Source organism: Pseudarthrobacter sp. 902506025 (genome assembly GCF_040702325.1).
Lineage (GTDB): Bacteria > Actinomycetota > Actinomycetes > Actinomycetales > Micrococcaceae > Arthrobacter.
Window position 1 is genome coordinate 73133 of sequence record NZ_JBFBKW010000015.1, and the last position, 26445, is coordinate 99577.

The 26445-nt window shown below is 67.1% G+C and carries 24 protein-coding genes and 1 rRNA gene; 8 read left to right on the forward strand and 17 right to left on the reverse strand.

Annotation, left to right across the window (positions count from 1 at the left end; all coding sequences use genetic code 11):
• Window position 1: 1 nt before the first annotated feature.
• The 5 genes from AB0280_RS20355 to AB0280_RS20375 all read right to left on the reverse strand — a co-directional run bounded on the left by AB0280_RS20355 (window position 2) and on the right by AB0280_RS20375 (window position 5318).
• Complete coding sequence (locus tag AB0280_RS20355; protein ID WP_307489746.1) at window positions 2-1210, reverse strand: pseudouridine synthase; 1209 nt, start codon at window positions 1208-1210, stop codon at window positions 2-4.
• Window positions 1211-1337: 127 nt separating this feature from the next.
• Window positions 1338-2024: an SMC-Scp complex subunit ScpB gene (gene scpB, locus AB0280_RS20360; RefSeq protein WP_307489748.1), complete on the reverse strand. Its 687-nt coding sequence runs from the start codon at window positions 2022-2024 to the stop codon at window positions 1338-1340.
• Window positions 2021-2836, reverse strand: coding sequence for a segregation and condensation protein A (locus tag AB0280_RS20365; protein WP_159632271.1), 816 nt, complete (start codon window positions 2834-2836; stop codon window positions 2021-2023). Before AB0280_RS20365 ends, scpB begins: the two co-directional genes overlap by 4 nt.
• A 7-nt stretch (window positions 2837-2843) precedes the next feature.
• Window positions 2844-3743: a ParA family protein gene (locus tag AB0280_RS20370; protein WP_079597205.1), complete on the reverse strand. Its 900-nt coding sequence runs from the start codon at window positions 3741-3743 to the stop codon at window positions 2844-2846.
• A gap of 231 nt (window positions 3744-3974) precedes the next feature.
• Window positions 3975-5318, reverse strand: coding sequence for a cation:dicarboxylate symporter family transporter (locus AB0280_RS20375; RefSeq protein ID WP_307489754.1), 1344 nt, complete (start codon window positions 5316-5318; stop codon window positions 3975-3977).
• 160 nt (window positions 5319-5478) lie between these two features.
• Between AB0280_RS20375 and AB0280_RS20380 the strand changes: the two genes are divergently transcribed.
• Window positions 5479-7113 carry a sensor histidine kinase gene (locus AB0280_RS20380; RefSeq protein ID WP_307489756.1) on the forward strand — a complete coding sequence of 545 codons (1635 nt, stop codon included), beginning with the start codon at window positions 5479-5481 and terminating at the stop codon, window positions 7111-7113.
• A complete protein-coding gene (locus AB0280_RS20385; protein WP_159632274.1) occupies window positions 7110-7823 on the forward strand; it encodes a response regulator in 714 nt (237 codons plus the stop codon). Before AB0280_RS20380 ends, AB0280_RS20385 begins: the two co-directional genes overlap by 4 nt.
• 60 nt (window positions 7824-7883) lie before the next feature.
• Here AB0280_RS20385 and AB0280_RS20390 read toward each other — a convergent pair whose 3' ends face one another.
• Window positions 7884-9788, reverse strand: a complete 1905-nt coding sequence (locus AB0280_RS20390; RefSeq protein WP_307489762.1) for a propionyl-CoA synthetase — start codon at window positions 9786-9788, stop codon at window positions 7884-7886.
• Between the two features lie 173 nt (window positions 9789-9961).
• Between AB0280_RS20390 and AB0280_RS20395 the strand changes: the two genes are divergently transcribed.
• The 4 genes from AB0280_RS20395 (at window position 9962) to AB0280_RS20410 (ending at window position 14235) form a co-directional block, all read left to right on the forward strand.
• Window positions 9962-10618 (forward strand): GntR family transcriptional regulator, encoded by a 657-nt coding sequence (locus AB0280_RS20395; protein ID WP_307489764.1) that lies wholly within the window; start codon window positions 9962-9964, stop codon window positions 10616-10618.
• Window positions 10611-12131, forward strand: coding sequence for an MmgE/PrpD family protein (locus tag AB0280_RS20400; protein WP_224025649.1), 1521 nt, complete (start codon window positions 10611-10613; stop codon window positions 12129-12131). Before AB0280_RS20395 ends, AB0280_RS20400 begins: the two co-directional genes overlap by 8 nt.
• Window positions 12131-13033: a methylisocitrate lyase gene (gene prpB / locus AB0280_RS20405; RefSeq protein ID WP_159632278.1), complete on the forward strand. Its 903-nt coding sequence runs from the start codon at window positions 12131-12133 to the stop codon at window positions 13031-13033. Before AB0280_RS20400 ends, prpB begins: the two co-directional genes overlap by 1 nt.
• A gap of 62 nt (window positions 13034-13095) precedes the next feature.
• A complete protein-coding gene (locus AB0280_RS20410; protein WP_159632279.1) occupies window positions 13096-14235 on the forward strand; it encodes a bifunctional 2-methylcitrate synthase/citrate synthase in 1140 nt (379 codons plus the stop codon).
• An 83-nt stretch (window positions 14236-14318) separates the two neighbouring features.
• Here the strand turns inward: AB0280_RS20410 and AB0280_RS20415 are convergent, their stop codons facing one another.
• The gene (locus AB0280_RS20415; protein ID WP_307489769.1) at window positions 14319-14801 is read right to left on the reverse strand and encodes an 8-oxo-dGTP diphosphatase; all 483 of its coding nucleotides are present in this window, start codon (window positions 14799-14801) and stop codon (window positions 14319-14321) included.
• A 78-nt stretch (window positions 14802-14879) separates the two neighbouring features.
• Here AB0280_RS20415 and AB0280_RS20420 point away from each other — a divergent pair, with 78 nt between their 5' ends.
• On the forward strand, window positions 14880-15263 hold the full coding sequence (locus tag AB0280_RS20420) for a hypothetical protein (RefSeq protein ID WP_307489771.1): 384 nt from the start codon (window positions 14880-14882) through the stop codon (window positions 15261-15263).
• Window positions 15181-15567 (forward strand): hypothetical protein, encoded by a 387-nt coding sequence (locus tag AB0280_RS20425; protein ID WP_307489773.1) that lies wholly within the window; start codon window positions 15181-15183, stop codon window positions 15565-15567. The genes AB0280_RS20420 and AB0280_RS20425 overlap by 83 nt, the downstream gene beginning before the upstream one ends.
• Window positions 15568-15588: 21 nt before the next feature.
• Here AB0280_RS20425 and xerD read toward each other — a convergent pair whose 3' ends face one another.
• The 10 genes from xerD to rrf all read right to left on the reverse strand — a co-directional run.
• Window positions 15589-16629 carry a site-specific tyrosine recombinase XerD gene (xerD, locus tag AB0280_RS20430; protein ID WP_201302434.1) on the reverse strand — a complete coding sequence of 347 codons (1041 nt, stop codon included), beginning with the start codon at window positions 16627-16629 and terminating at the stop codon, window positions 15589-15591.
• Entirely contained in the window at window positions 16629-17288 is a 660-nt protein-coding gene (locus AB0280_RS20435; protein WP_159632281.1) for an NUDIX domain-containing protein, read from the reverse strand. The genes xerD and AB0280_RS20435 overlap by 1 nt, the downstream gene beginning before the upstream one ends.
• 25 nt (window positions 17289-17313) lie before the next feature.
• Window positions 17314-19089: a CTP synthase gene (locus tag AB0280_RS20440; RefSeq protein ID WP_307489778.1), complete on the reverse strand. Its 1776-nt coding sequence runs from the start codon at window positions 19087-19089 to the stop codon at window positions 17314-17316.
• A 135-nt stretch (window positions 19090-19224) separates the two neighbouring features.
• The gene (recN, locus tag AB0280_RS20445; protein ID WP_307489780.1) at window positions 19225-20964 is read right to left on the reverse strand and encodes a DNA repair protein RecN; all 1740 of its coding nucleotides are present in this window, start codon (window positions 20962-20964) and stop codon (window positions 19225-19227) included.
• A 4-nt stretch (window positions 20965-20968) separates the two neighbouring features.
• Entirely contained in the window at window positions 20969-21994 is a 1026-nt protein-coding gene (locus AB0280_RS20450; protein WP_159632284.1) for an NAD kinase, read from the reverse strand.
• A 13-nt stretch (window positions 21995-22007) separates the two neighbouring features.
• A complete protein-coding gene (locus AB0280_RS20455) occupies window positions 22008-22823 on the reverse strand; it encodes a TlyA family RNA methyltransferase (RefSeq protein ID WP_307489784.1) in 816 nt (271 codons plus the stop codon).
• Window positions 22823-23074 (reverse strand): hypothetical protein, encoded by a 252-nt coding sequence (locus AB0280_RS20460; RefSeq protein WP_159632286.1) that lies wholly within the window; start codon window positions 23072-23074, stop codon window positions 22823-22825. Before AB0280_RS20460 ends, AB0280_RS20455 begins: the two co-directional genes overlap by 1 nt.
• Window positions 23075-23083: 9 nt before the next feature.
• Window positions 23084-24073, reverse strand: a complete 990-nt coding sequence (locus AB0280_RS20465; protein ID WP_307489786.1) for an HAD-IIA family hydrolase — start codon at window positions 24071-24073, stop codon at window positions 23084-23086.
• A 6-nt stretch (window positions 24074-24079) separates the two neighbouring features.
• Window positions 24080-26020 (reverse strand): hypothetical protein, encoded by a 1941-nt coding sequence (locus tag AB0280_RS20470; protein WP_307489789.1) that lies wholly within the window; start codon window positions 26018-26020, stop codon window positions 24080-24082.
• A 329-nt stretch (window positions 26021-26349) separates the two neighbouring features.
• Window positions 26350-26445, reverse strand: a 5S ribosomal RNA gene (gene rrf / locus AB0280_RS20475); the annotation flags it as partial.

Below are 26445 nucleotides of genomic sequence, written 5' to 3' on the forward strand. Positions count from 1 at the left end.
CTCAGAGCCCTACGGATGCCAGCAGGTGGCCGACTTCCTGCTTGCCCAGGTTGCGGATGCTGCCCTGGCGCTGGTCGCCGAGCCCGATGGGGCCCACCTTGACGCGGACCAGCCGCTGGACCGGGAAGCCAACGGCGTCGAACAGGCGCCGGACAATGCGGTTCTTGCCGGAGTGGAGTACAACCTCGATCAGCACATGGCCCGGGGTTGAGTCCACCAGGCGGAAGGAGTCAACGGAAGCGAAGCCGTCCTCCAGCTCGACGCCGGCCTTCAACTGGGCGCCAACGCCCTGCGGGAACGGTCCGCGCACCTGCACCAGGTAGGTCTTGGGAACCTCGTAGGAGGGGTGGGTGAGCCGGTTGGCGAGTTCGCCGTCGTTGGTCAGCAGCAGCAGGCCTTCGGTGGCGACGTCGAGCCGGCCAACGTGGAAGAGGCGTTCGCCGGTGTTCTTGTTGTTCTTCAGGAAGTCGCTGATGCAGGGCCGGCCCTCGGGGTCCTCCATGGTGGACACCACGCCCTTGGGCTTGTTGAACACCATGTAGACCAGGTTTTCGTCCAGCTGGATCCGCAGGCCGTCAACGTGGATCACGGCAGTCTTGGGGTCTACGCGGACTCCGAGTTCGGTGACTACCTGGCCGTCAACTTCGACACGGCCCTCGGCGATCATCTCTTCGCAGACGCGCCGGGAGGCGACTCCTGCGGAGGCCATCACTTTCTGGAGGCGCACGCCGTCGGCATCGTGGAGTTCGGACTGGGGAACGTTGCCCCGGGGACCTTTCTTCCGTGCAGGCTTGCGGACCGGCCCCAGGTTCTGGCCAAAGCGTTCGCTGCCGAAAGCACGGGAAGCGGCTGCTCCGGGAGCGCCCGTTCGCGGCTTGGGCTTGAGCGCACCGGGGGTTCCGGGGGCTTTCCCGGCACCGGGCTTGCGGGCCGCGGGCTTGCGGGACGACGGCTTGGCACCCCTGGCGGGCTCGGCTCCGCGTCCCTGCTGGTCCCCCGCGAGGTCGGGGTCGATGAAGCGCTCTTCGCGCGGCTTGGGCGCGCGGTGCGGGCGGTCCCCGCCGAATCCCGAGGATCGCTTGCCTGCTCCGCCGCGGGAGCCCCCGCTGACGCTGCCGCCCTGTGCCGGGTTGCGCTGTGAACTGTTGCGTTCGTTCCCCCCGCGTCCCGAACCGTTACGTGGTGAACCCTGGCGTCCCGCCTGTGTCATGACCCGTCCTTCAAATGTGTTTTGGCCGGCTGAGATGTCCAAGGACAACCTTAGCCAGCCGCGCAGACTTCGTCTGCCCTGATAAATAACCGTGCTGGATGGACTGTTGCGGGCAGGGGTGTCCTGCCTACATCGTCCCGGCGTCGTAGAACTCTGCGATCCCGTCGAGCCCCGGAAGGTGCGGCGACAGTTGGGGCAGGTCCTCCACTGAACTGATTCCCATCCGTTCGAGGAAATACGAGGTAGTCCGGTAGAGGATTGCGCCGGACTCGGGATCTGTTCCCGCGTCCTCGATCAGCCCGCGCTGGGCCAGCGTCCGTACGACAGAGTCAACATTGACCCCGCGAATTGCAGACACGCGCGCCCGGGAAACGGGCTGGCGGTACGCGATGACCGCCAGTGTTTCCAACGCCGCCTGGGTGAGCCTGGCAGTCTGCCCCTCAAGCACGTACTTGCCCACAATGTCGGCAAATTCCGTGCGGGAGTAGATGCGCCAGCCACCGGCGATGTTCCGCAATTCAAAACCCCGGGGACTGGAACCGATACCAGCGCTGCTGGCACTCTCCACCTCCGGGGCTTTAACAGTATAGCCGTTATAATCGCGCTGCAGTTCTGCCAGCAGCGAGCGGACCGAGTCCACCGTCAGCCCCACCCCTGCCGCCAGCTCCTCCTCCGTGGCCGGTTCGTCCAAAACCATGAGGACGGCTTCCAGGGCAGCCTTGGCGCCGCCGGGAAGGTCGGCGAAGGCGGGGCCGTGGCCGGCGTCGTCCTGCCACTGCGTCTGCTGCGGCTGCGTATCCTCCTGCGGGTTCACAGTTGCTCCTCGAATTCTTCGCTTAGGTTTTCCGCCGACCAGTCCCGGCGGTCGGCCGTCCAGTGGATGGCAAGGTCCGCCAGCGGGGAGAGCTGGTCGAACGAGACAGCCCGGTCCCGGAACAACTCCAGCAGGGCCAGAAACCGGGCCACCACCACCAGGGTGGACTCGGCGTCGGCAATCAGGGAACGGAACGTCAGGGGTGACTCCTGCTGGAGCCTGAGGCCCAGCACTTCGGCCTGCTCCTTGACGCTGACATTGCCGCCGTGCAGGTGGCCGAGGGCAACCTGTGGTGGCTGCGCCGGCGCCTTGGGCCGGAGCGCGGCTTCTGCCAGTGCAGCGAACTGCCGGGGCGTATGTTTCCAGACGAGCTCGGGGAGCATGGCTGCGAAATGTTCCTCGAGCGCCACCTGCCGTGGAAAGCGGCGGCCTTCCTGGTGCAGGGTTTCACCCATGATGCCTGCCACCTGCTTGAAGGCCTTGTACTGGAGCAGCCGGGCAAACAGGAGGTCCCGCGCCTCCAGCAGGGCGATGTCCTCGTCATCCTCGACTTCTCCGGCCGGGAGGAGCCGTGCTGCCTTGAGGTCAAGCAGGGTGGCGGCAATCACCAGGAACTCGCTGGCCTCGTCCAGGGCCCATTCTTCGCCGAGCTCCTGCAGCTTGCGGATGTACTTGATGAACTCATCGGTGACCGTGGCGATGGCAACTTCGGTGATGTCCAGCTGATGCTTGGCGATCAGTCCCAGGAGGAGGTCGAACGGACCCGTGAAGTTGGCCAGCCGCACCTCGAAGCCGGGTTTGGTCTCGGCCACGGCGTGCTTAGGGTGCGCCGCCGCGGGAGATCAGCTCCTTGGCCAGCCGGCGGTAGGCGTCCGCACCCACATGGTTTCCGGCGTAGCTGGTGATGGGCTCCGCAGCCACGGTGGCATCCGCGAACTTGATGGAGCGCTTGATGACGGTTTCAAAGACTTTGTCACCGAACGCCTCCACCAGCCGGGTGATCACTTCGCGGCTGTGCAGCGTGCGTGCGTCGTACATGGTGGCCAGCACGCCGTCCACCTGCAGCCGCGGGTTCAGCCTGTCCTGGACCTTGTCGATGGTCTCAACGAGGAGGGCCACGGCGCGGAGCGCGAAGAACTCGCAAATGAGCGGGATGATGACGCCGTGGGCCGCGGTGAGGGCGTTGACGGTCAGGAGGCCCAGGGACGGCTGGCAGTCGATGAGGACGACGTCGTAGTCGTCTTCGACCTTCTTCAGCGCGCGGTCCAGGACCTGTTCGCGCGCCACCTCGTTCACTAGCTGCACTTCCGCCGCAGAGAGGTCGATGTTGGCCGGCAGCAGGTCGACGTTCTCGACACCGGTCTGGTGGATGGCGTCGCGGATGTCCACCTTGCGGTCCATCAGGACGTTGTACACGGTGAGGTCGAGTTCGTGCGGGTTGACGCCCAGGCCCGCCGACAGCGCACCCTGGGGGTCGAAGTCCACCAGCAGGACACGCCGGCCGTATTCGGCGAGTGCCGCGGCCAGGTTAATGGTGGAGGTGGTCTTCCCGACGCCGCCCTTCTGGTTGACCATGGCGATGACGCGGGCCGGACCGTGGGAGGACAGCGGCGCGGGTTCCGGGAACTCGCGGTATGGGCGACCCGTGGGGCCCATCACCGCGTTTTCCAGGTCGAATTCCGTGCCCTCCAGAGTTGCTGAACCCTGTTCGCTGCTCACGTATCTGTCCACACTTTCGATGACGGTGATTTCCTGCCGCTGGCTGACCAGCGCCGTTCGTTCTGCTCCCTAGGTTACAGCGCCCGACACGGTATTCGACGGAACTTGACTTTCCGCGAATGTTGAGCCTTGACCCTCTAGCTGAGGTCGAAGGTTGCACTGCAGGGCAACGAAAAACCGCCCCCGCAGCAGGGCTGCAGGGGCGGTTTCACGTCTCTTATGGGACAGAGGCTAGGCCTTGGCGGCCTCGCGGGCGCCTTCTTCCTTCGGTGCCATCTCGCCGTGGCCGGCGATCATGGTCTGCTCGTCGAAGGGGACTTCGCCGGAGAGGACGCGGGCAACCTGGCCGCCGTCGATCTCCTTGACCCAGGTGCCCACCAGGACCGTGGCCACGGCGTTGCCGGTGAAGTTGGTCAGGGCGCGGGCCTCGGACATGAAGCGGTCGATTCCCACGATCATGCCCACGCCGCCCAGCAGCTCGGGACGGTGTGCCTGCAGGCCTGCTGCGAGGGTCGCCAGGCCGGCGCCGGTGACGCCGGCGGCACCCTTGGAGGCGATGATCATGAAGACCAGCAGGGAGATCTGGGCGCCGAGGTCCAGCGGGGTTCCCATGGCGTTGGCAACGAAGAGGGACGCCATGGTCAGGTAGATGGCGGTTCCGTCCAGGTTGAAGGAGTAGCCCGTGGGAACGGTGACGCCCACGACGGGCTTGGAGACGCCGAGGTGTTCCATCTTGGCGATCAGGCGGGGCAGCGCCGCTTCGGAGGAGGAGGTGGAGAAGATGATGAGGTACTCGCGGGCCAGGTACTTCATCAGCTTGAAGATGTTCACGCCGGCAACGACCTGGAGGAGGCCGCCCAGGATGACCACGATGAACAGTGCGCAGGTGATGTAGAAGGCGATCATCAGGGTGAACATGCTCACGATGGCCTGGACGCCGGTTGCGCCGACGACGGCGGCGATGGCACCGAAGGCACCAACCGGAGCGAGCCACATGATCATGATGAGGATGCGGAAGACGAGGCCCTGGGCGTGGCCGATGGCCTTGAGGATGGGGGTCCCCTGCGTGCCCATCTTCTGCAGGGCGAAGCCCACCAGGATGGCGGCCAGCAGGGTGGGCAGGACGGGGATGTCACCCGGGATGATGCCCATCAGGAAGTCCACGGTGCTGTCAGTGGCGGCCTTCTTGTTGGGGTCGTAGGGCGTCAGCTTCAGGCCTTCGCCGGGGTGGATCAGGTTGCCCACCACGAGGCCGATTGCCAGCGCGAAGGTGGACATGATGATGAAGTAGCCCAGTGCGAGGCCGCCCACCTTGCCGACGGTGGCTGCCTTGGCAATGGATCCGATGCCCAGGACAATCGTGCAGAAGATGACCGGGGCAATCATCATCTTGATGAGCTTGACGAACCCGTCTCCCAGGGGCTTGAGGGACTTGCCCACCTCCGGGAAGAGCAGGCCGACCACCGCGCCGAGGACGACGGCGGCGATAACGGCAATGTAAAGGTAGTGGGACTTGTCCAGTCCCTTGCGCCGCGGCGTCGCGGTCTCGAGCGACTCTCCTCGTTGAGAAGCCATGATGTGTCTCCTTGTGGATATTCTGATAGACGCTGCGGCGCAGTCTCTGGGCTCAACACGTCCGTGCAATGTGATATCCATCATTGGGCACCCCGTGATCCAGCTCACCGTTGCGTTCATATTGGTCGCGGCACCCCCCGGGGTTCTGAAGGAGGCAGGCATGATCCACCGCTGGAGTATCGCCCGCCGGCTCTTCCTGGCGAACCTGCTGATCGTCGTATCCTTCATTGCCATTGTGGGGACTGCGGCCTACGTGGACGCCCGGGACCGTACGTATGACGAGGCGGGGCGCCGCATGGAAGGAGTGGCTGCCTCCATCGCCGCCAATCCCCTGGTGCTCCAGGCCGCCGCCACGCCGGACCCGTCCGCTCTGCTGCAGCCTTACGCCAAGGACGTCACCAGCGCCGCCCACATCGACTTCATCACCATCATGGCTCCTGACCGGACCCGCTGGACGCACCCGCGGGACGAGGAACTGGGCCGCCCGTACATCGGCTCCATCGACGTTGCATTGCAGGGCCGGGCCTTCACCGAAGTCACCGCCGGCACCCTGGGCCCCTCGGTCCGGACCATCGTTCCGGTCAAGGACGCCCAAGGGACCGTGAAGGCGCTGGTGGCGGCGGGTGTCACCGTCCGCAGCGTCGACGTGGCCTTCACCGGCCGCCTGCCGGTCCTGCTGGCCGTCGGCATCGCCCTGCTGGTGGGCGGATCCCTGGCGTCGTGGCTGCTGGGCAGGTATCTGCGGCGGGTGACGCGCGGCTGGGGGCCCGAACAGCTGGCGCAGTTGTTCACGTACTACGAATCAGTGCTGCACTCGGTGCGCGAAGGGCTGATCCTCATCGATGCCAAGAAGCGCGTGGTGATGTACAACGACCAGGCTGCCGAACTGCTGGGCCTGGCCGAAACGGGCAGCAACGATCCCACGCGGCCCCCATCCCTGGCAGACCTCCCCCTGGACAGCGAGCTGCGCAGCCTGTTCGATTCGGGGCGCACCACCAAGGACGAGATGGTGCTGACCGGTTCCCGCGTGCTGGTGGTCAACCAGGGCCCGGCCAGGGGCCCCGAGTCCCCCGGGGCGCGCGGGAAGGTCCCCGTGTACGGAACAGTGGCCACGCTCCGGGACCGGACGGAAATCGAGGCACTGGGCAACGAACTGCAGACCATGCGGACTCTTTCGGACGCCCTGCGGGCCCAGACCCACGAACACGCCAACCGGCTCCACACCATGGTCTCGCTCCTGGAGCTTGGCCGGACGGGCGAAGCCCTCGATTTCGCCACCCAGGACCTGGCCCTGAGCCAGCAGCTGACGGACGACATGGTGAGCTCGATTGATGAACCGGTGGTGGGAGCCCTGGTCATGGGCAAGGTGGCCGAGGCCCACGAGCGCGGCGTCCAGCTGGATGTTTCCACCCTCGGCTCGGGCGCCGCACCCGGGGTGGCCGTCCAGGACCTGGTGACGATCCTGGGCAACCTGCTGGACAACGCGATTGATGCTGCTGCCGACGCCCCTCCCCCGCGGCGGGTGGTGCTGACGCTGGAGGCGGACGAGGAAGGACTGGACATCGCCGTCAACGATTCCGGGGCGGCCATCGACCCCGCGGACTCGGAAAAGATCTTCCGGCACGGGTTCAGCACCAAGCCCGCCGGGATGGGGGGCCGGGGCATTGGACTGGCGCTGGTCCGGCAGGCCGTGCAGCGTTTGGGCGGTACGCTGGCCATTAATGGCCGGCGCGGCGCCAAGTTCGAAGTATTCCTGCCTGCGCCGGTCTCCGCGGATAAGGAGCACAGACAGTGAGCAACATCCGGGTCCTCGTCGTCGAAGACGAGGCCATCGCTTCCGCAGCCCATGCCGCGTACGTGGGGCGGCTGGAAGGGTTTGAGCTCGCGGGGACTGCACCCGATGGCCAGTCCGCCCTGCGGCTCCTCAATGAATTCGTGGCGGCGGGAGAGCCGGTGGAACTTGTCCTGCTGGATATGAACCTGCCCGACCTGCACGGCCTGGACATCGCCCGGCGGATGCGCTCCGCCGGGATCCTCGCGGACATCATCGCCATCACCGCCGTGCGCGAGCTGGCAATCGTCCGCAGCGCCGTCGCCATCGGCGTGGTCCAGTACCTGATCAAGCCCTTCACGTTCGCCACCTTCTCGGACAAGCTGGAAAACTACCGCCAGTTCCGGCAGCAGCTGGCGGGTTCCAACGGCGGTCCCGGCAAGGGGGGTGCCTCGCAAAGCGAGGTGGACCAGGCTTTTGCGAGCCTCCGTGCGCCGTCCGAACTTCCCCTTCCCAAAGGCCTGTCCACCTCGACCCTCGGCTCGGTCCAGGAGTTCCTGCGCGGCCAGCCCGAAGCAGTGTCCGCCACCGAGGTCATGGATGCCCTGGGTATGTCCCGGGTAACCGCGCGGCGCTACCTGGAATACCTTGCCGACGCGGGCACCGTTTCCCGGACCGCGCGCTACGGCACCCCGGGAAGGCCGGAGAACGAGTACCGCTGGAACGCGCGCTGACGCGCCGAGGCTAAACATGCGGGGGTCCACGTGCGAAGGTTGGACGCCCCGCCCTGACCGTCAGCGGGCTTCTGCCCCGCCCACCCGGAGGGTGCCGATCAACTGGTCGATGACCCCGGGATCCTCGATGGTTGAGGGTACGGTGTACTCCTCGCCGTCTGCGATCTGGCGCATGGTCTTGCGGAGGATTTTCCCGGACCGGGTCTTGGGCAGCGCGTCCACCACCGTCACATGCTTGAAGTCCGCAACCGCACCAATGTCCCGCCGGACCAGGGCCACCAGGTCCTTGGCCAGGACGTCTTCGGGGATGTCGACGCCGGATTTGAGCACCACGTAGCCGCTGGGGCGCTGGCCCTTGAGGGGGTCGGCGAGGCCGATCACGGCACACTCGGCAACCGCCGGATGCTGGCCGATCACCTGTTCCATGGCGCCGGTGGACAGCCGGTGTCCGGCAACATTGATGATGTCGTCGGTGCGGCCCATGACGAACAGGTACCCGTCCTCGTCGCGGTAGCCGGAATCGCCCGTGGCGTAGCAGCCCTCGAAGGCCTGCAGGTAGGACGAGATGAAGCGTTCATCGTTTCTCCACAGGGTGGTGAGGGTGCCCGGCGGCAACGGCAGCTCCAGGACGATGTTGCCTTCGGTGCCGGGCTCCACTTCCCCGCCCGCGCCGTCGAGGATCCGCAGCCGGAACCCGGGCATCGGAACGCTCGGGGAGCCGGCCTTGATGGGCAATGGCTCCAGTCCACGCGGATTGGCGCAAATGGCCCAACCTGTCTCGGTCTGCCACCAGTGGTCCACCACGGGCACGCCTAAAACCCTGGATGCCCAGTGGAACGTGTCCGTGTCCAGCCGCTCGCCGGCGGCGAACAGCGTCCGCAGGCTGGAGACGTCGTAGTTCCCCAGCAGCGATGCCTCCGGATCGGCCTTGCGGATGGCCCGCAGCGCCGTGGGAGCGGTGAACAGCACGTTGACCTTGTGGTCCTGGACCACGCGCCAGAACGCCCCGGCGTCAGGAGTGCCCACCGGTTTGCCCTCGTACATCACGGTGGTGGCTCCGGCCAGCAACGGACCATAAACGATGTAGGAGTGCCCCACCACCCAGCCAACGTCGGACGCCGTCCACATCACGTCGCCGGGGCCGATGCCGTAAATGTTTTCCAGGGTCCAGCGCAGGGCGACGGCGTGCCCTCCGTTGTCCCGCACCACACCCTTGGGCGCGCCCGTTGTTCCGGAGGTGTAGAGGATATACAGCGGGTCCGTGGCCTGCACGGCGACAGGGGCCACGGCTTCGGCCGAAGCCATGGCCGAATCCCAGTCCAGCCATCCAGCATGGTCCCCGGCCGCCGATGCGAAGCCGTCGCGCGCTTTGACCACCACGGGAATGCCGGCCGTGCCGGCCAGCCCGAGGGCCTCCGCGACGGCAGGCAGGTATTCGATGCGCCTGGCCGGTTCGATCCCGCCGGAGGCCGTGACCACGGCGGCGGGAGCGGCATCGCGGATGCGCGCGGCGAGCTCCTTGGGCGCGAAGCCGCCAAAGACCACCGAGTGGACCGCGCCCAGCCGGGCAGTGGCCAGCATGGCGATGGCGGCTTCCGGGATCATGGGCATGTAGATCACCACGCGGTCGCCCTTGCCGACGCCGTGGCGCCGCAGCACGCCGGCAAAGCGGGCCACGAGGTCCGTCAGTTCCGCGTAGGTGTAGCGCTGCTGTGTACCCAGCATCGCGGAGTCATGGATCAGGGCGTCCTGCCCTCCGCGGCCCTCGGCGACGTGCCGGTCCAGCGCGTTGTAGCAGGTGTTCAGGGCGCCGTCGGGGAACCAGCTGTAAAGCGGTGCCCGGCTGGAGTCCAGGGCCCGGCCCGGCGGAGAGGTCCAGGAAATCTTCTGCGCTGCCTCCAGCCAAAAATCTTCAGGCTGTTCGAGGCTGCGCTGGTAGCTGTCCCGGTAGCTTTTGGTGACCATGAGGGGTATCCCGTCCACGACGTTGTGATGCAGCTCATGGTAGCGGGCAGAGTGCGCCCGCCACAAGGGTTATGTATACAGAACTTGGATGGAATCCGAATATTATCCCCTTTTGCTGCAATCCGGCGCCTCTTGTGTATACACTGATGCTGTCACCGAGGAAGGAGAGCAGCATGCGCGCCAGCGACAAGGCCTACGCGGCCCTGCGGGACGACATCATCGAATGGCGCCTCGCTCCCGGTACTGTCCTGGCCGAGGTGGAACAGTCCGAGCGCCTTGGCGTGTCCCGCACACCGCTCCGTGAAGCACTGGGCCGCCTGACGGCAGAAGGGCTGACGGCGGCAGGCGGCCGCGGCGTCGTGGTCACCGACATCTCCCTCGAGGACATCGACGAACTGTTCGAACTGCGCGAAACCCTTGAGGGCAAGGCCGCCGCCCTGGCTGCCCGGCGAGGGGACGCTGCCACGTTCGAGCAGCTGCAGCACGAACTGCTCAATGCCCCCGCGCTGATCAGCGGCGGGGACCCCGCCCTGCATGACTATTACGAACTGGTGGGCCGGCTCGACGCAGCCATCGACGCCGCCATCTCCAACTCCTACCTGGCCCAGGCCATGCGAAGCCTGCGCGTGCACCTGGTCCGGATCCGCCGGCTTGCAGCGGACGACGCCCGCCGCCTCACCGCCGCAGCGGCCGAACACGCCGCCATCGCGGAGGCCATCGCGGCCGGCAACCCGAAGCTCGCCGAGGCGGCGACGATCGTCCACCTGCACCGAAGCCTCTCCCACGTCAAAGCAACCCACGCATCCCACCCGAAGGAGCACCATGGTTAAGGAACACCACGTCCGCGTCTACAAGAGCGAAGAGAACCTGCCCCGCGAGGACCAGCTCGCCTACAAGATCGCCCAGGTCGCGGCCGATCCCGTCGCCGTCTCCGACGAAGTCACCGACATGGTCATCAACCGCGTCATCGACAACGCCTCGGTGGCCATTGCTTCCCTGAACCGCGCCCCGATCGTCGCTGCCCGGGCCCAGGCGCTCACCCATGGTCCCAGCACCGGAGGCAAGGGCTCCAAGGTCTTCGGCATCGAGGAACGGGTTGCACCGGAATGGGCTGCCTGGGCCAACGGCGTGGCCGTACGGGAACTCGACTACCACGACACCTTCCTCGCCGCCGACTACTCCCACCCCGGTGACAACATTCCCCCGATCCTCGCCGTGGCCCAGCACGTTGGGTCCAGCGGGCACGACCTCATCCGCGGCATCGCCACCGGCTACGAAATCCAGGTCAACCTGGTCAAGGCCATCTGCCTGCACAAGCACAAGATCGACCACGTCGCCCACCTCGGCCCCTCCGCCGCCGCCGGCATCGGCACCCTGCTGGGCCTCGACGTCGAGACGATCTTCCAGTCGGTGGGCCAGGCGCTGCACACCACCACCGCAACCCGGCAGTCCCGCAAGGGCGAGATCTCCACCTGGAAGGCGCACGCCCCGGCGTTTGCCGGCAAGATGGCCGTCGAGTCCGCGGACCGGGCCATGCGGGGCCAGACCTCACCCGTGCCGATCTACGAGGGCGAGGACGGCGTCATCGCCTGGATGCTCGACGGTCCGGACGCGTCCTACATGGTCCCGCTCCCCACTCCGGGCGAAGCCAAGCGTGCCATCCTGGACACCTACACCAAGGAGCACTCCGCCGAGTACCAGGCGCAGGCCTGGATCGACCTGGCCCGCAAGCTCCACGGTGAGCACCCGGAGGTCACCGACCCGGCCAACGTCGAGTCCGTGCTGATCAAGACCAGCCACCACACGCACTACGTGATCGGCTCCGGCGCGAACGATCCGCAGAAGTACAGCCCCACCGCCAGCCGCGAGACCCTGGACCACTCCATCCCCTACATCTTCACGGTGGCGCTGCAGGACGGCGCCTGGCACCACGTGGACTCCTACGCCCCGGAGCGCGCCGCGCGTCCGGACACCGTGGAGCTGTGGCACAAGGTCACCACGGTGGAAGACGCGGAATGGACCCGCCGCTACCACTCCCTGGACATCGCCGAGAAGGCCTTCGGCGGTTCCGTGGAGATCACGCTCAAGGACGGCACCGTCATCACGGACCAGATCGCCGTGGCCGACGCGCACCCGCTGGGCGCCCGGCCGTTCGCCCGGGAACAGTACGTGAACAAGTTCCGCACGCTGGCCGCCGGCCTGGTGGAAGAGGCGGAAATCGAAAGGTTCCTCGCCGCCGTCGAACGCCTCCCCGAACTCGCCGCCGGCGAGCTGGACCAGCTGAACATCACCGCCGCCCCCGGCGTGATCGACCTCGCGGCGGCACCGAAGGGACTCTTCTGATGCTGTACTCAAAGACAACCCCGGAACAGAAGCGGATCCGGTTCCGGGAACTGCTGGCCTCCGGGACCATCCAGCAGTTCCCCGGCGCCTTCAACCCGCTCTCCGCCCGCCTGATCGAGGAGAAGGGCTTCGCCGGGGTGTACATTTCCGGCGCCGTCCTGGCCAACGACCTGGGCCTGCCGGACATCGGCCTGACCACGCTGACAGAGGTGGCCACCCGTGCGGGCCAGATTGCCCGTATGACGGACCTGCCCTCGATCGTCGACGCCGACACCGGGTTCGGTGAACCGATGAACGTGGCCCGCACCGTGCAGGAACTGGAGAACGCCGGCCTGGCCGGATGCCACATCGAGGACCAGTTCAACCCCAAGCGCTGCGGCCACCTGGACGGCAAGAACGTGGTGGACCTGGATACTGCCACCAAGCGGATCCGGGCCGCGGCCGACGCTCGGCGCGATCCGAACTTCCTCATCATGGCCCGTACCGACATCCGGGCCACCGATGGACTGGAGGCGGCGCAGCAGCGAGCCAAGGCCCTGGTTGAAGCCGGCGCGGATGCAATCTTCCCCGAGGCCATGAAGGACCTGAGCGAGTTCAAGGCCATCCGGGACGCGGTGGACGTGCCGATCCTGGCCAACATGACCGAGTTCGGCAAGAGCGCGCTCTTCACCGTGGATGAACTGGCGGGCGTGGGCGTCAACATGGTCATCTACCCGGTAACGCTGCTCCGTAGTGCCATGGGCGCTGCTGAGCGTACTCTGGAATCGATCAAATCCGACGGCACCCAGGAGGCACAGGTTCCAAACATGCTGACCCGTGCCCGGCTCTACGACCTCGTTGACTATGAGGCCTACAACCACTTTGACACCGGGGTGTTCAACTTCCGGATCCCCGGAGTCTGACACCCCCACCGGACTGCCGGCCCCGGCCGGTCAACAGGCGTTAGGAACAAAGGAGTTTCAGCATGGCTGAAAATGAGATCAAAAAGGGCCTCGCCGGCGTCGTGGTGGATTACACCGCGGTTTCGAAGGTCAACCCGGACACCAACTCGCTGCTCTACCGCGGCTACCCGGTCCAGGAGCTGGCCGCCCGCTGCAGCTTCGAGGAAGTGGCCTACCTGCTGTGGAACGGCGAACTGCCCACAAAAGAGCAGCTCGCGGAGTTCACCGCGCGGGAGCGCGCCGGCCGCGCCCTCGACCCTGTGGTCAAGCAGGTCATCGACGCCTTGCCGGTGACCTCGCACCCGATGGATGTCTGCCGGACCGCGGCCTCGGTGATGGGCGCCAGGCACCCGCAGGCGGAGGACTCGTCGCGGGAGGCCAACATGGGCAAAGCGGTGGACTTGTTCGCCGCCATGCCCGCAGTGGTGGCCTACGACCAGCGCCGCCGCCACGGCCAGGAGCTCGTGGAGCCGCGCGATGACCTGGGCTATTCGGCGAACTTCCTGTGGATGGCCTTCGGCGAGGAACAGGTGCCCGAGGTGGTGGATGCCTTCAACGTCTCGATGATCCTCTACGCCGAGCACTCCTTCAACGCGTCCACGTTCACCGCGCGCGTCATCACCTCGACGCTCTCGGACCTGCACTCAGCGGTAACCGGAGCCATCGGGGCCCTGAAGGGTCCGCTGCACGGCGGGGCGAACGAAGCCGTAATGCATACCTTCGACGAGATCGGCATCCGGCAGGAGGAGTCCCTCGAGGAAGCTGCGGCGCGGGCGAAGGCCTGGATGGAGGATGCCCTGGCGCAGAAGAAGAAGGTCATGGGGTTCGGCCACCGTGTGTACAAGCACGGCGATTCCCGGGTTCCCACCATGAAGGCCGCCCTGGACAAAATGATTGCCCACTACGGCCGCCCCGAACTGCTGGGACTGTACAACGGCCTGGAAACGGCGATGGACGAAGCCAAGGCCATCAAGCCGAACCTGGACTACCCGGCGGGGCCCACCTACCACCTGATGGGCTTCGACACCCCCACGTTCACTCCCCTGTTCGTGGCCAGCCGGATCACCGGCTGGACCGCGCACATCATGGAGCAGTTGGACGCCAACTCGCTGATCCGCCCGCTGAGCGAGTACAACGGGGTGGAGGAACGGCACCTGGCCTAGCGTTTGGCTGGAACGTCCGACGGCGGGCGAGCACTGCGGTGCCTGGCCCGCCGTCGGCTTTTAACAACCTGGAGTTTGCCGCGTCAGCCCAGGAGGCTGCGGGATGACGCGACGGTCTCGTTGTCAGTGTGCATGGTGACCACTACGTTCACCCTGCGGCCCTCCAGCACCACGGGCAGCCAGTGGTCCGCGTCCTGCCACATGCGGTCCACAGGGAGGGTGTCCACCGGGAACCACTCGGGCAGGATCTCGTCGCTGGGTTCCGGTTCGCCCTCCCAGGTACGGGCGGTGAACAGCGTGGTCTTCATGTCCCAGTCCGGCCGTGCCGGGAAGACAAAGTGCACGGCACCGGCGTCGGCAAGGTCCTCGATCCGGAGCACCACCCCGGTTTCTTCCAGGACTTCCCGGACCACGGCCTCCGCGTCGGACTCCCCCGGCTCAACGTGGCCGCCGATGCCTACGATCTTGCCTTTGCCGAACCCGGTTTGCTTGAGTCCCAGGAGGACTTCGGCCCCGTCTTCCCCGTCACGGAGAAGGAAGCATAGGGTCACAGCGGCTGCGGTCATTGCTCCAGCTTAACGTGACGCCGGCCCCGTACAGCGGTGCGGTGCCGCGCTCCGGTGCCCGTTGCTACAGTGAGCCCCATGAACACGGAAGGCGGGGAACAGTCCACGCCCGCTCCGGGAGTCCGGCCTCCGGGACGCAGCACCGTCCGGTTGCCTGGCTGGCTGGTAAGGAGTCCGCTGTATGCCGGATGGCTGTGGACCGGAGCGTGGGCGTTGCTGATCCTCGCCGACGAATACCTGGACCTGGCCGGCTGGGCCTGGTACGCGTGCGTGGGGATGGCCGCACTGCCCACCCTGGGCTGCACGGTGGCCGTCCTGCATGCCACTCCACGCACATACCTGCGGCCCGCGGGAGAGTCCGTGCTGGCACACCCTGGCGTTGACGGCCGCTTTCCTGGTCTGGGGCATCCCGGTGGTGGCCAGCGCCTCGGTTTCAACCACGGTCCAGGCGCTTGCAGGTGAATCGGAGCGGGCAGTCACCTCGCTCGGCCTGAATCTCCTCGTGGCCGCCGTGCCGTTGGTTGTGTCTGTGCTGTGGATGGCCCTGATCGTGCGTTGCGCCTGGTTCCTTGCCCGCCTCCGCGGCTGGCACCAGGCGCCTGGGAATTCGCGCGTCCCGGCAAGGTTCCTGCGACGTTCCCCGGAACTCCGGAGGGTGGTCATTGGCCTCGCCCACCCGGGCCTGCTCCTGGTGGCCGGGCTCGGCACTACCCTCCTGGCCCTGGTCCTCAGCGGACTGGAACTGACGCTCAGCGTGATGGAATGATCCCCCGCCCGCCCGCGGATCCTAGCCCAGTGCCCGCGGGTGTGCCGCGGCGTAGATCTCGCGGAGTGTATCCGCAGTGACCAGTGTGTACACCTGGGTGGTGGTCACCGACGCATGGCCAAGCAGCTCCTGCACCACACGGACGTCGGCGCCGCCTTCGAGCAGGTGGGTGGCGAATGAATGCCGAAGCGTGTGCGGCGAAACATCGCGGGTGATGTTGGCCTTCTCCGCCGCCGCCTTCAGGATGGTCCAGGCACTCTGGCGGCTGATCCGCCCGCCGCGGGCATTAAGGAACAGCGCGGGCGTGCCCTTTCCCTTGGCGGCCAGCAGCGGGCGCCCGCGGACCAGGTAGGCATCCAGTGCCCGGGCCCCGTAGGAGCCCAGCGGCACCAGCCGTTCCTTGGACCCCTTGCCGAACAGGCGGACAATGGCGGGCCCGGATTCCGGCGCGGCCAGGGAGATGTCGTCAACGTCCAGGCCCACCGCTTCGCTGATCCTGGCGCCGGTGGAATAGAGGAATTCGAGCAGGGCGCGGTCCCGCAGTCCCGTGGCGGTGTCAGTTCCCGCCGCTTCGAGGATGCGGGTCACCTCGTCAACGCTGATGGCTTTGGGGAGCCGCTTGCCGGCCATCGGCGGGTGCACTTCGCTGGCCGGATCAGCGGGCGTGTAGCCTTCCAGCGCCCAGAACTTGTGCAGTCCCCGCACCGCCACCACCGTCCTGGCCGCGGACCGCACCCCCAGGGTGGACCCGCCGTCGGAACCGTCCGAAAGGGCGCGGACGTAGCCGGTGACGTGGTGCCGGGTGATGTCGCCTGGACGTGTGCAGCCTGCGGCGGCGAGGTAGCGGGCGTAGCGGGCGAGGTCCCGCCGGTAGGCTGCCAGCGTGTTCACGGCAAGCCCCCGCTCCACGCCAACATGCTGGAGGTAATCGGTGATTCCGCCTTCGATCGCGGCCGGTATTCCGGGCGGGGCAGCACCGGCCAAGGCGGCACCGTTTGCAGCGCCGGGGTTCGGAGCCTGTTCGACCTCCGGAGCCGCTTCAGCCGAGGGACCCGGAACCATCAGCGCTGGCTGGGGTGTGCGGGCCAGGGGGCGTCGGCGGGACGAAGCCCTTCATAGTTGCCGGCCCGGGCCGCAGCAGCGGCAAGGATCCCGACGACGGCGGACGGGTTGTGCAGGCGGCCTGCCAGGACGGAGGCCACGGCATCGTCCAGGCTGATCCAGTGGAACTCGATCTCCGCTTCCTCGTCCGTCCGCTCGTGGCGCTCGTGGTGCGGCACCTCGGTGAGGTCGCGGGCCAGATAGATCCGGATGGCTTCGCTCGAGGATCCGGGGGAATTGAAGACATCGGCCAGGACGTTCCATGTCCCGGCCGCCAGGTCCGCTTCCTCAGCGAGTTCCCGCGCCGCCCCCACCACGAAGTCTTCGCCTTCGACGTCCAGCAAGCCCGCGGGGACTTCCCAAAGGTCCATGCCCACGGGGTGCCGGTACTGCTTCAGCAGCAGGATCTGGCCTTCGCCGTTCATGGGCAGGACGGCGACAGCACCCGGGTGGTCGATGTAGTCACGGGTCAGGGCGTCCCCGGACTCGGAGAGCTGGAAGGTGTCACTGACGACGTCCCAGATCCGGCCTTGGTAGACCTTCTCCGTAGACAAAAGACGGCGCGGGCTTGGTGCATCCGAAACCTGTTTTGCAGGGGTGGCTTCAGGTGTACCAGGCATCGCGCCGTCCTTTTTGTTCTATTGACTACTTAGCGGTAACGCTACCCGATGCTGCAGGCTCCCCTGCCGCGGCAGCGTCCGTGTCGGCGGCACCCTGGTGGTTCGCGTTCTGGTGATCCAGGGCCGCCTTGACGAGTCCGGTGAACAGCGGGTGCGGGCGGGTGGGCCGCGAACTCAGTTCGGGGTGCGCCTGCGTCGCCACGTAGTACGGGTGGACGTCGGCCGGCAGCTCAACGAATTCGACGAGCTTGCCGTCCGGGGAGGTGCCGGAGAAGACCAGGCCCTTCTCGGCAATCTGCTGGCGGTACTTGTTGTTGACCTCGTAGCGGTGCCGGTGCCGTTCGCTGACCGTGGTCTTGCCGTAGGTACCGGCGATGACCGAGCCCTCGTCCAGCTTGGCTTCGTAGAGGCCAAGGCGCATGGTGCCGCCCAGGTCGCCACGGCCTTCCACGAACTCCAGCTGCTCCTCCATGGTGGCGATGACCGGGTACTTGGAATCCGGCTCGAACTCGCTGGAGGAAGCACCTTTCATGCCCACCACGTTGCGGGCGTACTCGATGACCATGCACTGCAGGCCAAGGCACAGGCCCAGCACAGGCAGCTTGGTCTCGCGGGCGAACTTGAGGGCGCCCAGCTTGCCTTCGAGGCCACGGATACCGAAACCGCCCGGCACGCAGATGGCGTCCACGCCGTCGAGCGCCTTGATGGCACCCTCACGGGTCTCGCACTCGTCCGAAGGGACCCAACGGATCTTGACCTTGGCCTCATTGGCGAAGCCGCCGGCACGCAGGGCTTCAGTCACCGAGAGGTAGGCGTCCGGAAGGTCGATGTACTTGCCCACCAGGGCGATTTCGACCTGGTGCTTGGGGTTGTGGACGGCCTCCAGGAGGCGGTCCCAGCTGGTCCAGTCCACGTCCTTGAACGGCAGGTCCAGGGCACGGACGATGTAGGAGTCCAGGCCCTGGGCGTGCAGGGTCTTGGGGATGTCGTAGATGCTGGGCGCGTCCGGGCAGCCGATGACGGCTTCGAGGTCGACGTCGCACATGCGGCCGATCTTGGCGCGCATGGCTTCGGGGATCTCGCGGTCGGAGCGGATGACGATGGCTTCGGGCTGGATACCGATGGAGCGCAGGGCCGCCACCGAGTGCTGGGTGGGCTTGGTCTTCAGTTCCTGCGACGGTCCGATGTAGGGGACCAGTGACACGTGCACGAAGAAGACGTTGCCGCGTCCCACGTCCTGGCGGACCTGGCGGGCCGATTCGAGGAACGGCTGGGACTCGATGTCGCCAACGGTGCCGCCGATTTCGGTGATGATGACGTCGGGGGCGTTCTTGCCTTCAGCAGGCAGCCGCATGCGGCGCTTGATCTCGTCCGTGATGTGCGGGATGACCTGGACGGTGTCGCCGAGGTATTCGCCACGCCGTTCCTTGGCGATCACGGTGGAGTACACCTGGCCGGTGGTCACGTTCGCGGAACCTTCAAGGTTCTCATCGAGGAAGCGCTCGTAGTGCCCGATGTCCAGGTCCGTTTCGGCGCCATCGTCAGTGACGAAGACCTCACCGTGCTGGAAGGGGTTCATCGTGCCCGGATCCACATTCAGGTAGGGATCGAGCTTCTGCATCGTGACGGACAGGCCGCGTGCCCGGAGCAGGTGACCGAGGCTGGAGGCCGTCAGTCCTTTACCGAGTGAGGACGCCACACCGCCGGTGACGAAGATGTGCTTGGTCATCTTGGAGGAGCCCGGGAACCGGGAATTTACACGGGAATTTGATCGCTGCACCACGGAATTCGAGCCTATCATCAATTGAGCCTTCCACGGATCGGGCCGAACCTGCACCCAAGCGTTCCAGTCTGCTGGGATGGGGCCGCTGAATCAAGGGGCGTCCATCCGGCTAATCGAAGGCCAACCGGCCCTCTCCCCCCGCTTTTTGCCGCGTCAGGCCCGCTGTGGCAGGAGTTTGGCGTCGTCCAGCAGTTCCTGGGCGTGGGCCTGTGCGGACTCGGAGTCTTCCTGCCCGGCCAGCATGCGGGCGAGTTCACGCACCCGTTCCGGCCCGTCGAGGAGGCGGACGTCACTGGAGGTGAAGCCGGTGGCGGTGCCGCCGTCGGCTCCCCTGACGGACGTTTTGGTCACGGTGATGTGCTGGTCGGCAAAGGCGGCCACCTGGGGAAGGTGCGTGACCACCAGCACCTGGACGTGGCGTGCCAGCATGGCCAGCCGGCGGCCGATCTCGACGGCGGCGCGTCCGCCCACACCGGCGTCGACCTCGTCGAACACAAACGTGGGGACGGGGTCGACGGCGGCGAGCACCACCTCGATGGCAAGCATCACCCGGGACAGTTCACCACCGGACGCGCCTTTGCCCAGGGGCCGGGCCGGGGCTCCGGAGTGCGGCTGCAGCAGGAAGGTGATCTCGTCCGCGCCGTGGGGGCCCAGCTGCCCGGAGGGTTCAAGATTGATCACCAGGGTGGCGTCGGCCATGGCCAGGGCCTTCAGTTCGGCACTGACCCGGGCAGAGAGGTCCTTGGCGGCCTTGGCCCGGATCTTGCTGATGGCTGCCGACTGTCTGGTCAGTTCTGCTTCGGCGCGGACCACCTCCGCGTCGAGGGCTTCGATGCGGGAGGAGTCGTCCTGCAGCTCGTCGTACCGGACGCGGGCCTTTTCGGCCCACTCCAGCACTTCGTCGATGGTGGGGGCGTATTTGCGGACCAGCTTGGCCAGGGCTGCCCGCCGGTCCTCAATGTCGGCGAGCCGTTCCGGGCCCTCCGAGTCCAGGCCGGCCTGGTAGCTGGCCAGTTCGGTGGCGATGTCGTTGAGCAGGAAGCCCACTTCCGCCAGCCGCGCCGCGGCGGAACCGAGTTCGGCGTCGTGCTCGGCCACATGCTCCAGGGTGCGTTTGGCGGAATCCACCAGGGTGGTGGCGTCACCGGTCTCGCCGAAGTCCTCGGCGATGAGGGCCTGGTGTGCCGTGCTGGCGGCAATCCGCAGTTCCTCGACGTTGGCGAGCTTGACGGCCTCGGCCTTCAGGAGCTCGTCCTCCCCCGGCTGCGGATCCACCTCGTCGATTTCAGCGAGGGCCGCCTCCAGGGATTCGGCTTCGCGGAGCCTGTCCCGAGCGGCGCTCCGCAGGCTGTCCAGTTCCGCCTGGCTGGCCTTCCACCTGCTGTACAGCTCCTGGTACGCGGACAGCGGTCCGGCCATGCAGTCCCCGGCGAACTTGTCCAGGGCTTCCCGCTGGGCCGTGGCGCTCTTGAGCCTGATCTGGTCCGACTGGCCGTGCACCACCACCAGCGATTCGCCGATCTCGGCCAGGACGCCCACCGGCGCAGCCCGCCCACCGAGGAACGCACGGCTGCGGCCGTCCGCACCCAGGCGGCGGGCCAGGATGAGCTCGGCGCCGCCGTCGAACTCCTCGGCTTCGGCACCGGCATCAAGCGCACGGGCGATGGCCGGATGTCCGGCGTCGAGCTTGAGCACCGCTTCCGCGGTGGCACTTTTTGCGCCGCTCCGGACGGCGCCGGCATCGGAACGCGCTCCCAGGAGCAGTCCGACGGCGGTGACCACCATGGTCTTGCCCGCACCGGTTTCGCCGGTCACTACGCTCAGTCCAGGGCCGAGCGGAAGCGTTGCGTCGGTGATGACGCCCAGGTCGCGGATTCTCAGTTCTTCAAGCATGGCTTCACTTCGCAGTCGACGGATCGGGATCGCTGCCCGGGTTCTCCGCATGCGGTACCGGCAGCGGCGGCATGGGCCGTGGCGTCCGCACAATGGGAATGGGGCCGGTGTGCACGGCATCGGACTTGGGCACCGGACCGCGCCAGCCATGGATGGGCAGCTCGAACTTGCGGACCAGGCGGGCCGAGAAGGGGGTCTGGTGGGTGCGGGCCAGCCGGACCGGGGTGGCCGATTTGGTCACTTCCACGCGGGCGCCGGGCGGCAGGTCCACCGAGCGCCGGCCATCGCACCACAGGACCCCCTGGGCGTCGGTGCGTCCCAGCACCTCAACAGCGAGCCTGGACCGGGGCGATACGACAAGGGGCTTGGCGAAGAGCGCATGTGCGCTGATGGGCACGATCACCAGCGCCTCCACCTCCGGCCACACCACGGGACCCCCGGCGGAGAACGCGTAGGCCGTGGAGCCCGTGGGGGTGGCCAGCACGATGCCGTCGGAGCCGAAAGACGTCAGCGGGCGCTCGTCCACCTCGGTCACCACCTCGAGCATCCGTTCCCTGTTGGCTTTCTCGATGGCGGCCTCGTTTAAAGCCCAGGTGTGCCAAATCTTCTGGCCGCGGACCCAGACCTGGACATCGATGGTCATCCGCTCTTCAACGGTGTACTCGCGGCTGGCAATCCACTCCACGGTCTGGGCAAGGTCCGCCCGCTCGCTTTCAGCCAGGAAGCCCACATGGCCCAGGTTCACGCCCAGCAGCGGCACGTCCACCTCGCGGACCAGCTCAGCGGCCCGGAGGATGGTTCCATCGCCGCCAAGGACCATGACCAGTTCCACATCGGGCAGCTGGACGTGGTCGTGGAGCACCTCCACCGGCTGGGCGAGGTGCCCGAAGAACCGTTCCATGTCGCCCAGTTCGGACTCCTGCATCACGGGGACCATGCCTGAAGCATGCAGCAGGGCGCAGGCCTCCCATGCGGCTTTCAGTGACTCCTCGCGGCCGGTGTGGGCAAGGACCAGTACACGCCTGCTCATCAGGTTCCGCTCTCTAGTGGTTCGGCCAGATTTGTCCGAGCAAAGCAGCAGCTGCTGCCTCACGCTCTTCGATCTTAGGCAAGTCTTGGGTGATCCTGCGTTTTATCCACAGGAAGTATTCGACGTTTCCGTCCTGTCCGGGCAGCGGACTGACCGCAAGGCCACACAGGTCCAGGCCGGCGTCGAGCGCTGCCCTGGCCACCTTTTCCACGGCCATCCGCCGCTCGCGCTCCGACGTCACCACGCCGGTGCGGCCCAGGCGGTCCTTGCCGATCTCGAATTGCGGCTTGACCATCAGCACCAGGTCGCCGCCGGGCTCCGTGCAGTCAGCCAGCGGCTGAACCACGAGGGTGAGGGAGATGAAGGACAGGTCGGCGACGGTCAGGGCGGCCGGGCCGCCGATGTCCGCAGGTGCCATGTACCGGACGTTCATGCCCTCGTGGACCTCCACGCGGGGGTCGTCCCGGAGGTGCGGCACCAGCTGGCCGTGCCCGACGTCGACCGCCACCACGTGTGCGGCCCCGCGCCTCAGCAGGACGTCCGTGAAGCCGCCGGTGGAGGCACCGGCGTCGAGGCACCTTTTGCCTTGGGCCGAAACGTCCGGGAATGCGTCCAGGGCGCCGGCCAGCTTGTGCCCGGCACGGCTGGCGTAGGTGTCCTGGTCATCATGTTCGACGGCCAGGTCCCGGCTGTCGTCAACCTGCAGGGAGGACTTGGCAAGGACCTGGCCGCCGGAACGGACCTTGCCTTCGGCAATCAGCGAGGCTGCGTGCGTCCGGGACCTGGCCAGTCCGCGGGCCACCAATGCCTGGTCGAGGCGTACCGGCATCAGGCGGCCCCGCCGGTCTTTTCGCTGCCTGTGGGACCGCTGTCTGCGGGTTCGCTGTTGAGGGCGGCCAGCAGTTCATCGTGCAGCACGTTGTAAACGGCTTCGTGCTCCGCTGCCGGAAGGCCGGGCAGGTCGAGAAGCCTGGCGGTGGCCTGTGCCACCTGCGGATCCCTGATGTCCTGCCCGGGGGCCTGGGGCCACTCCGGTGCCGGCTGGTCTGTCGGATGGTCCGGTTCGGTCAGCTCGGTCATAGAACCAGTCTAGTGATCCAGCCACACCAGCTTGGGCGCCTGCGGGGTTGACGCGTCAGGCGTCCCGGCCCACCAGGCGGCACACGCCGCGCGCCACGAGTTGAGGTCGTCCTGGCTGCCAATGATTCCCACTGCTCCGTTGGCCACGCGCGCAGTCGACTGCCCGCACGTGTAAGTGCCGTCGTCGTGCGTTATCTCCGGGTATGGCCGGTGCAGGTCCTTAAGGTTTTCGATGATGTACGCGGGACGTTCCGCTGCGCGGGCCGCCAGGATGGTCTCGCGCGTGTCGACGCCGGTCAGGACGGCCACGGTGGCGAAGCCGGCGTTATTGCCGCCCAGGATGTCCGTGTCCAGCCGGTCGCCCACCACCAGGGGGCGCCCGGCGCCAAGCCGCTTGGCGGCCGAATGGAAAAGCGGCGCTTCCGGCTTACCCGCGACTTTCGGCTGCTGCCCGGTGGCCGCAGCGACCGCCGCCACCAGGGTGCCGTTTCCAGGAGCGATGCCGCGCTCCTGGGGAATGGACATGTCCGTGTTAGTGGCCACCCAGAGGGCACCGGCGTTCACCACATAGGTGGCTTCCGCCAGGTCCTTCCAGCCAATGGCGGGGCTGAAACCCTGGACCACGGCGACCGGGTCCTCATCCTGGCCAGCCACCGGGACCAGGCCCACCAGCTCAATTTCGCGGGCGAGGGCCGGACTGCCGGTGATGAGGATCCTTGACCCCGGAGCCAGCATCGAGGCGAGCAGCTCGGCCGCCGCCTGGGATGAACTGACCACCTGGTTGTCCTCTGCCGGCGCACCCAGCTCACGGAGATGCGCGGCCACTTCCGCCGGTGACCGGGAGGCGTTGTTGGTGACATAGCCCAGGCCAATGCCCAGCCCGGAAAGCTGCTTCAGCGACTCAACAGCTCCGGGAATGGCATGGGGCCCGGCGTAGACCACGCCGTCCAGGTCGGCGAGGAGTGCGTCGAAGCGGGAAACCAGGGAAACATCGCTCATCTGTGTTCAGTCTTCCCGGCGGTCTTCGTCGTGCTCAATGCCTGCGTTGTCTTGGGCAGCGGTGTCGTCTGCGCTGGCATCGTCAGCACCGGCATCGTCCGCATCGGCGTCGTCCGCGGGCACGGAGTGGAGCTCGTCGTGTTCCACCGAGTCCTGGTCCGATTCTGCGTCGTCGGAAACGAAGTAGTCGGCATCCTGGTCGTCGATGCTGCTGTCCTGTGAGGACTTCGCCTCGGCTGCGCGGGCGCTCCCGGAAGCTGCCTCCGTGGAACCTGCTGCGGGCGTTTCGGGCCCAGCGCCCTTGGAGGCGCGGTCCAGCATCCGCCGGCGTTCTGCCTCTTCCCGGGCTTCCTCTTCCTCGTCCCAGCCGAGGTCGATGATTTCGGGTTCTTCGTCAGCGCCCACGCCCAGGGCATTTTCTGCCACGACGGCCTGACGGCTCCACTTCTGCGACTCGTCTTCGCGTCCCACCGCAGCCAGCGCATCGGCGTAGGCGCGGAAGAGGCGCGGGCTGTAGGAGAACGCGCGGTTCATGTCCAGCTGCGGGATTTCAAGTTCGGCTACTGCCGCGTCAAGCTGGCCCAGGTCGGTGCGCGCACCGGCGGCGACGATTGCCAGTTCCACCTTGCCGGGGGCATCCAGGTCCTGGGCTTCCTCAGAGCGCGCCACATCCAGGGCACGGTCGGGGCGTCCCAGGCCACGCTCGCAGTCCGCCATGATGGGGAGGTGGACGTTTGAACCACTGATACGGCGGAAGGTGCGGAACTCGCGGAGCGCCTCACCGTAGTGCCCGGCGGCGTAGGCTGTCAGGCCAACGGCTTCCCGGACAGCGGCGAGCCGGCCGCCGCGGCGGCTGGCTGCCAGGGCGTGCTGGAAGGCAAGCTCCGGCTCGTCATCGATGAGGCGGCCGGCCATCACCAGGTGGCGGGCCACCCATTCCGAGCTCTTGGCTTCGAGGGTCTTGATCTGGTGCTGGGTGGCGCGGTCCAGTTCTTTACCCGTGACGTCTTCATCGATTTCGGGTGAGCGTTCCCGGTCCGGGCGGTTGGCGCTGCGGAGGTCGGCGGCGTTGGGCACGCGGACAGGACGGTCTTCCTGGCGATCGCGGCCAAAGCTGCGGGGGCCGGCCCCACGGCCGGACTCGGCGCGGGAGTCACCGCGGTCGAAGCCGCGGGGAGCCCGGTCCTGCCGGCCTCCGAACGGCTTGCGGTTATCGCCGCCACCAAAACCACGGCGGTCACCTTCGCCGTCGCGGCGCGGACGGTCACCAAACGGCTTGCGGTCACGGTCACCGAACTGGCGACGCTCGCCTTCACCGTCGCGGCGCGGACGGTCCCCAAACGGCTTACGGTCACGATCACCGCCAGCAAAACCACGGCGATCACCCTCGCCATCGCGACGGGGACGGTCGCCAAACGGCTTGCGGTCGCGATCACCGAACGGCTTCCGCTCGCCACCGCCGGCACCGCCGCCAAAACCTCGGCGGTCGCCCTCACCGTCGCGGCGCGGACGGTCACCAAACGGCTTGCGGTCGCGGTCGTTGATCTGGCGACGGTCGCCCTCGCCATCGCGGCGCGGACGGTCTCCAAAGGGCTTGCGGTCGCGGTCGTTGTACTGGCGACGGTCGCCCTCGCCATCGCGGCGCGGACGGTCTCCAAAGGGCTTGCGGTCACGGTCACCGAACGGCTTCCGCTCGCCACCGCCGGCACCGCCGCCAAAACCGCGACGGTCACCTTCGCCATCGCGACGGGGGCGGTCTCCAAAGGGCTTGCGGTCACGGTCACCGAACGGCTTCCGCTCGCCACCGCCGGCAGAGCCGCCGCGGGAGAAGTTGTTGCCATCGCGGTCGGACCGGGACCGGAATCCGCGGGGCTCACCGCCGGAGTTGTTGTTGCCGCGGAACGCGCCCCGGTCGTTGCCTCGGTTGCCACCGTTATGCTCGGCCATGTGGATTCCTCCTGTTGTGAGCCGACCACTGGCGCAACTGCAGCCGCTCGTTTCGTTTCCTACGCAACCCGAAATCAAGCGCTTCGAAGTCCGTACATCTTCATCAATTCTAGTGGAGCCACCAAATCCCCCCGGACAGTGCGCGCCCTGGGACCGGGTATCGTGGCCATGTTCACAACGGGACAGCCCTGCGGCAGCCGCTGCCCGCTGTAACCAGGCCGCCGGCATAAACTCCGCCCGCCGGACGCCGCTGGCAGCACCTGCGGGTTTTTCGGGTTAAATGTGGGAGGCCCCAACCGTGTGGTTGGGGCCTCGACCATTAATAGTTGTTCCGGCGGTGACCTACTCTCCCACACCCTCCCGGGTGCAGTACCATCGGCGCTGTGGGTCTTAGCTTCCGGGTTCGGAATGGGACCGGGCGTTTC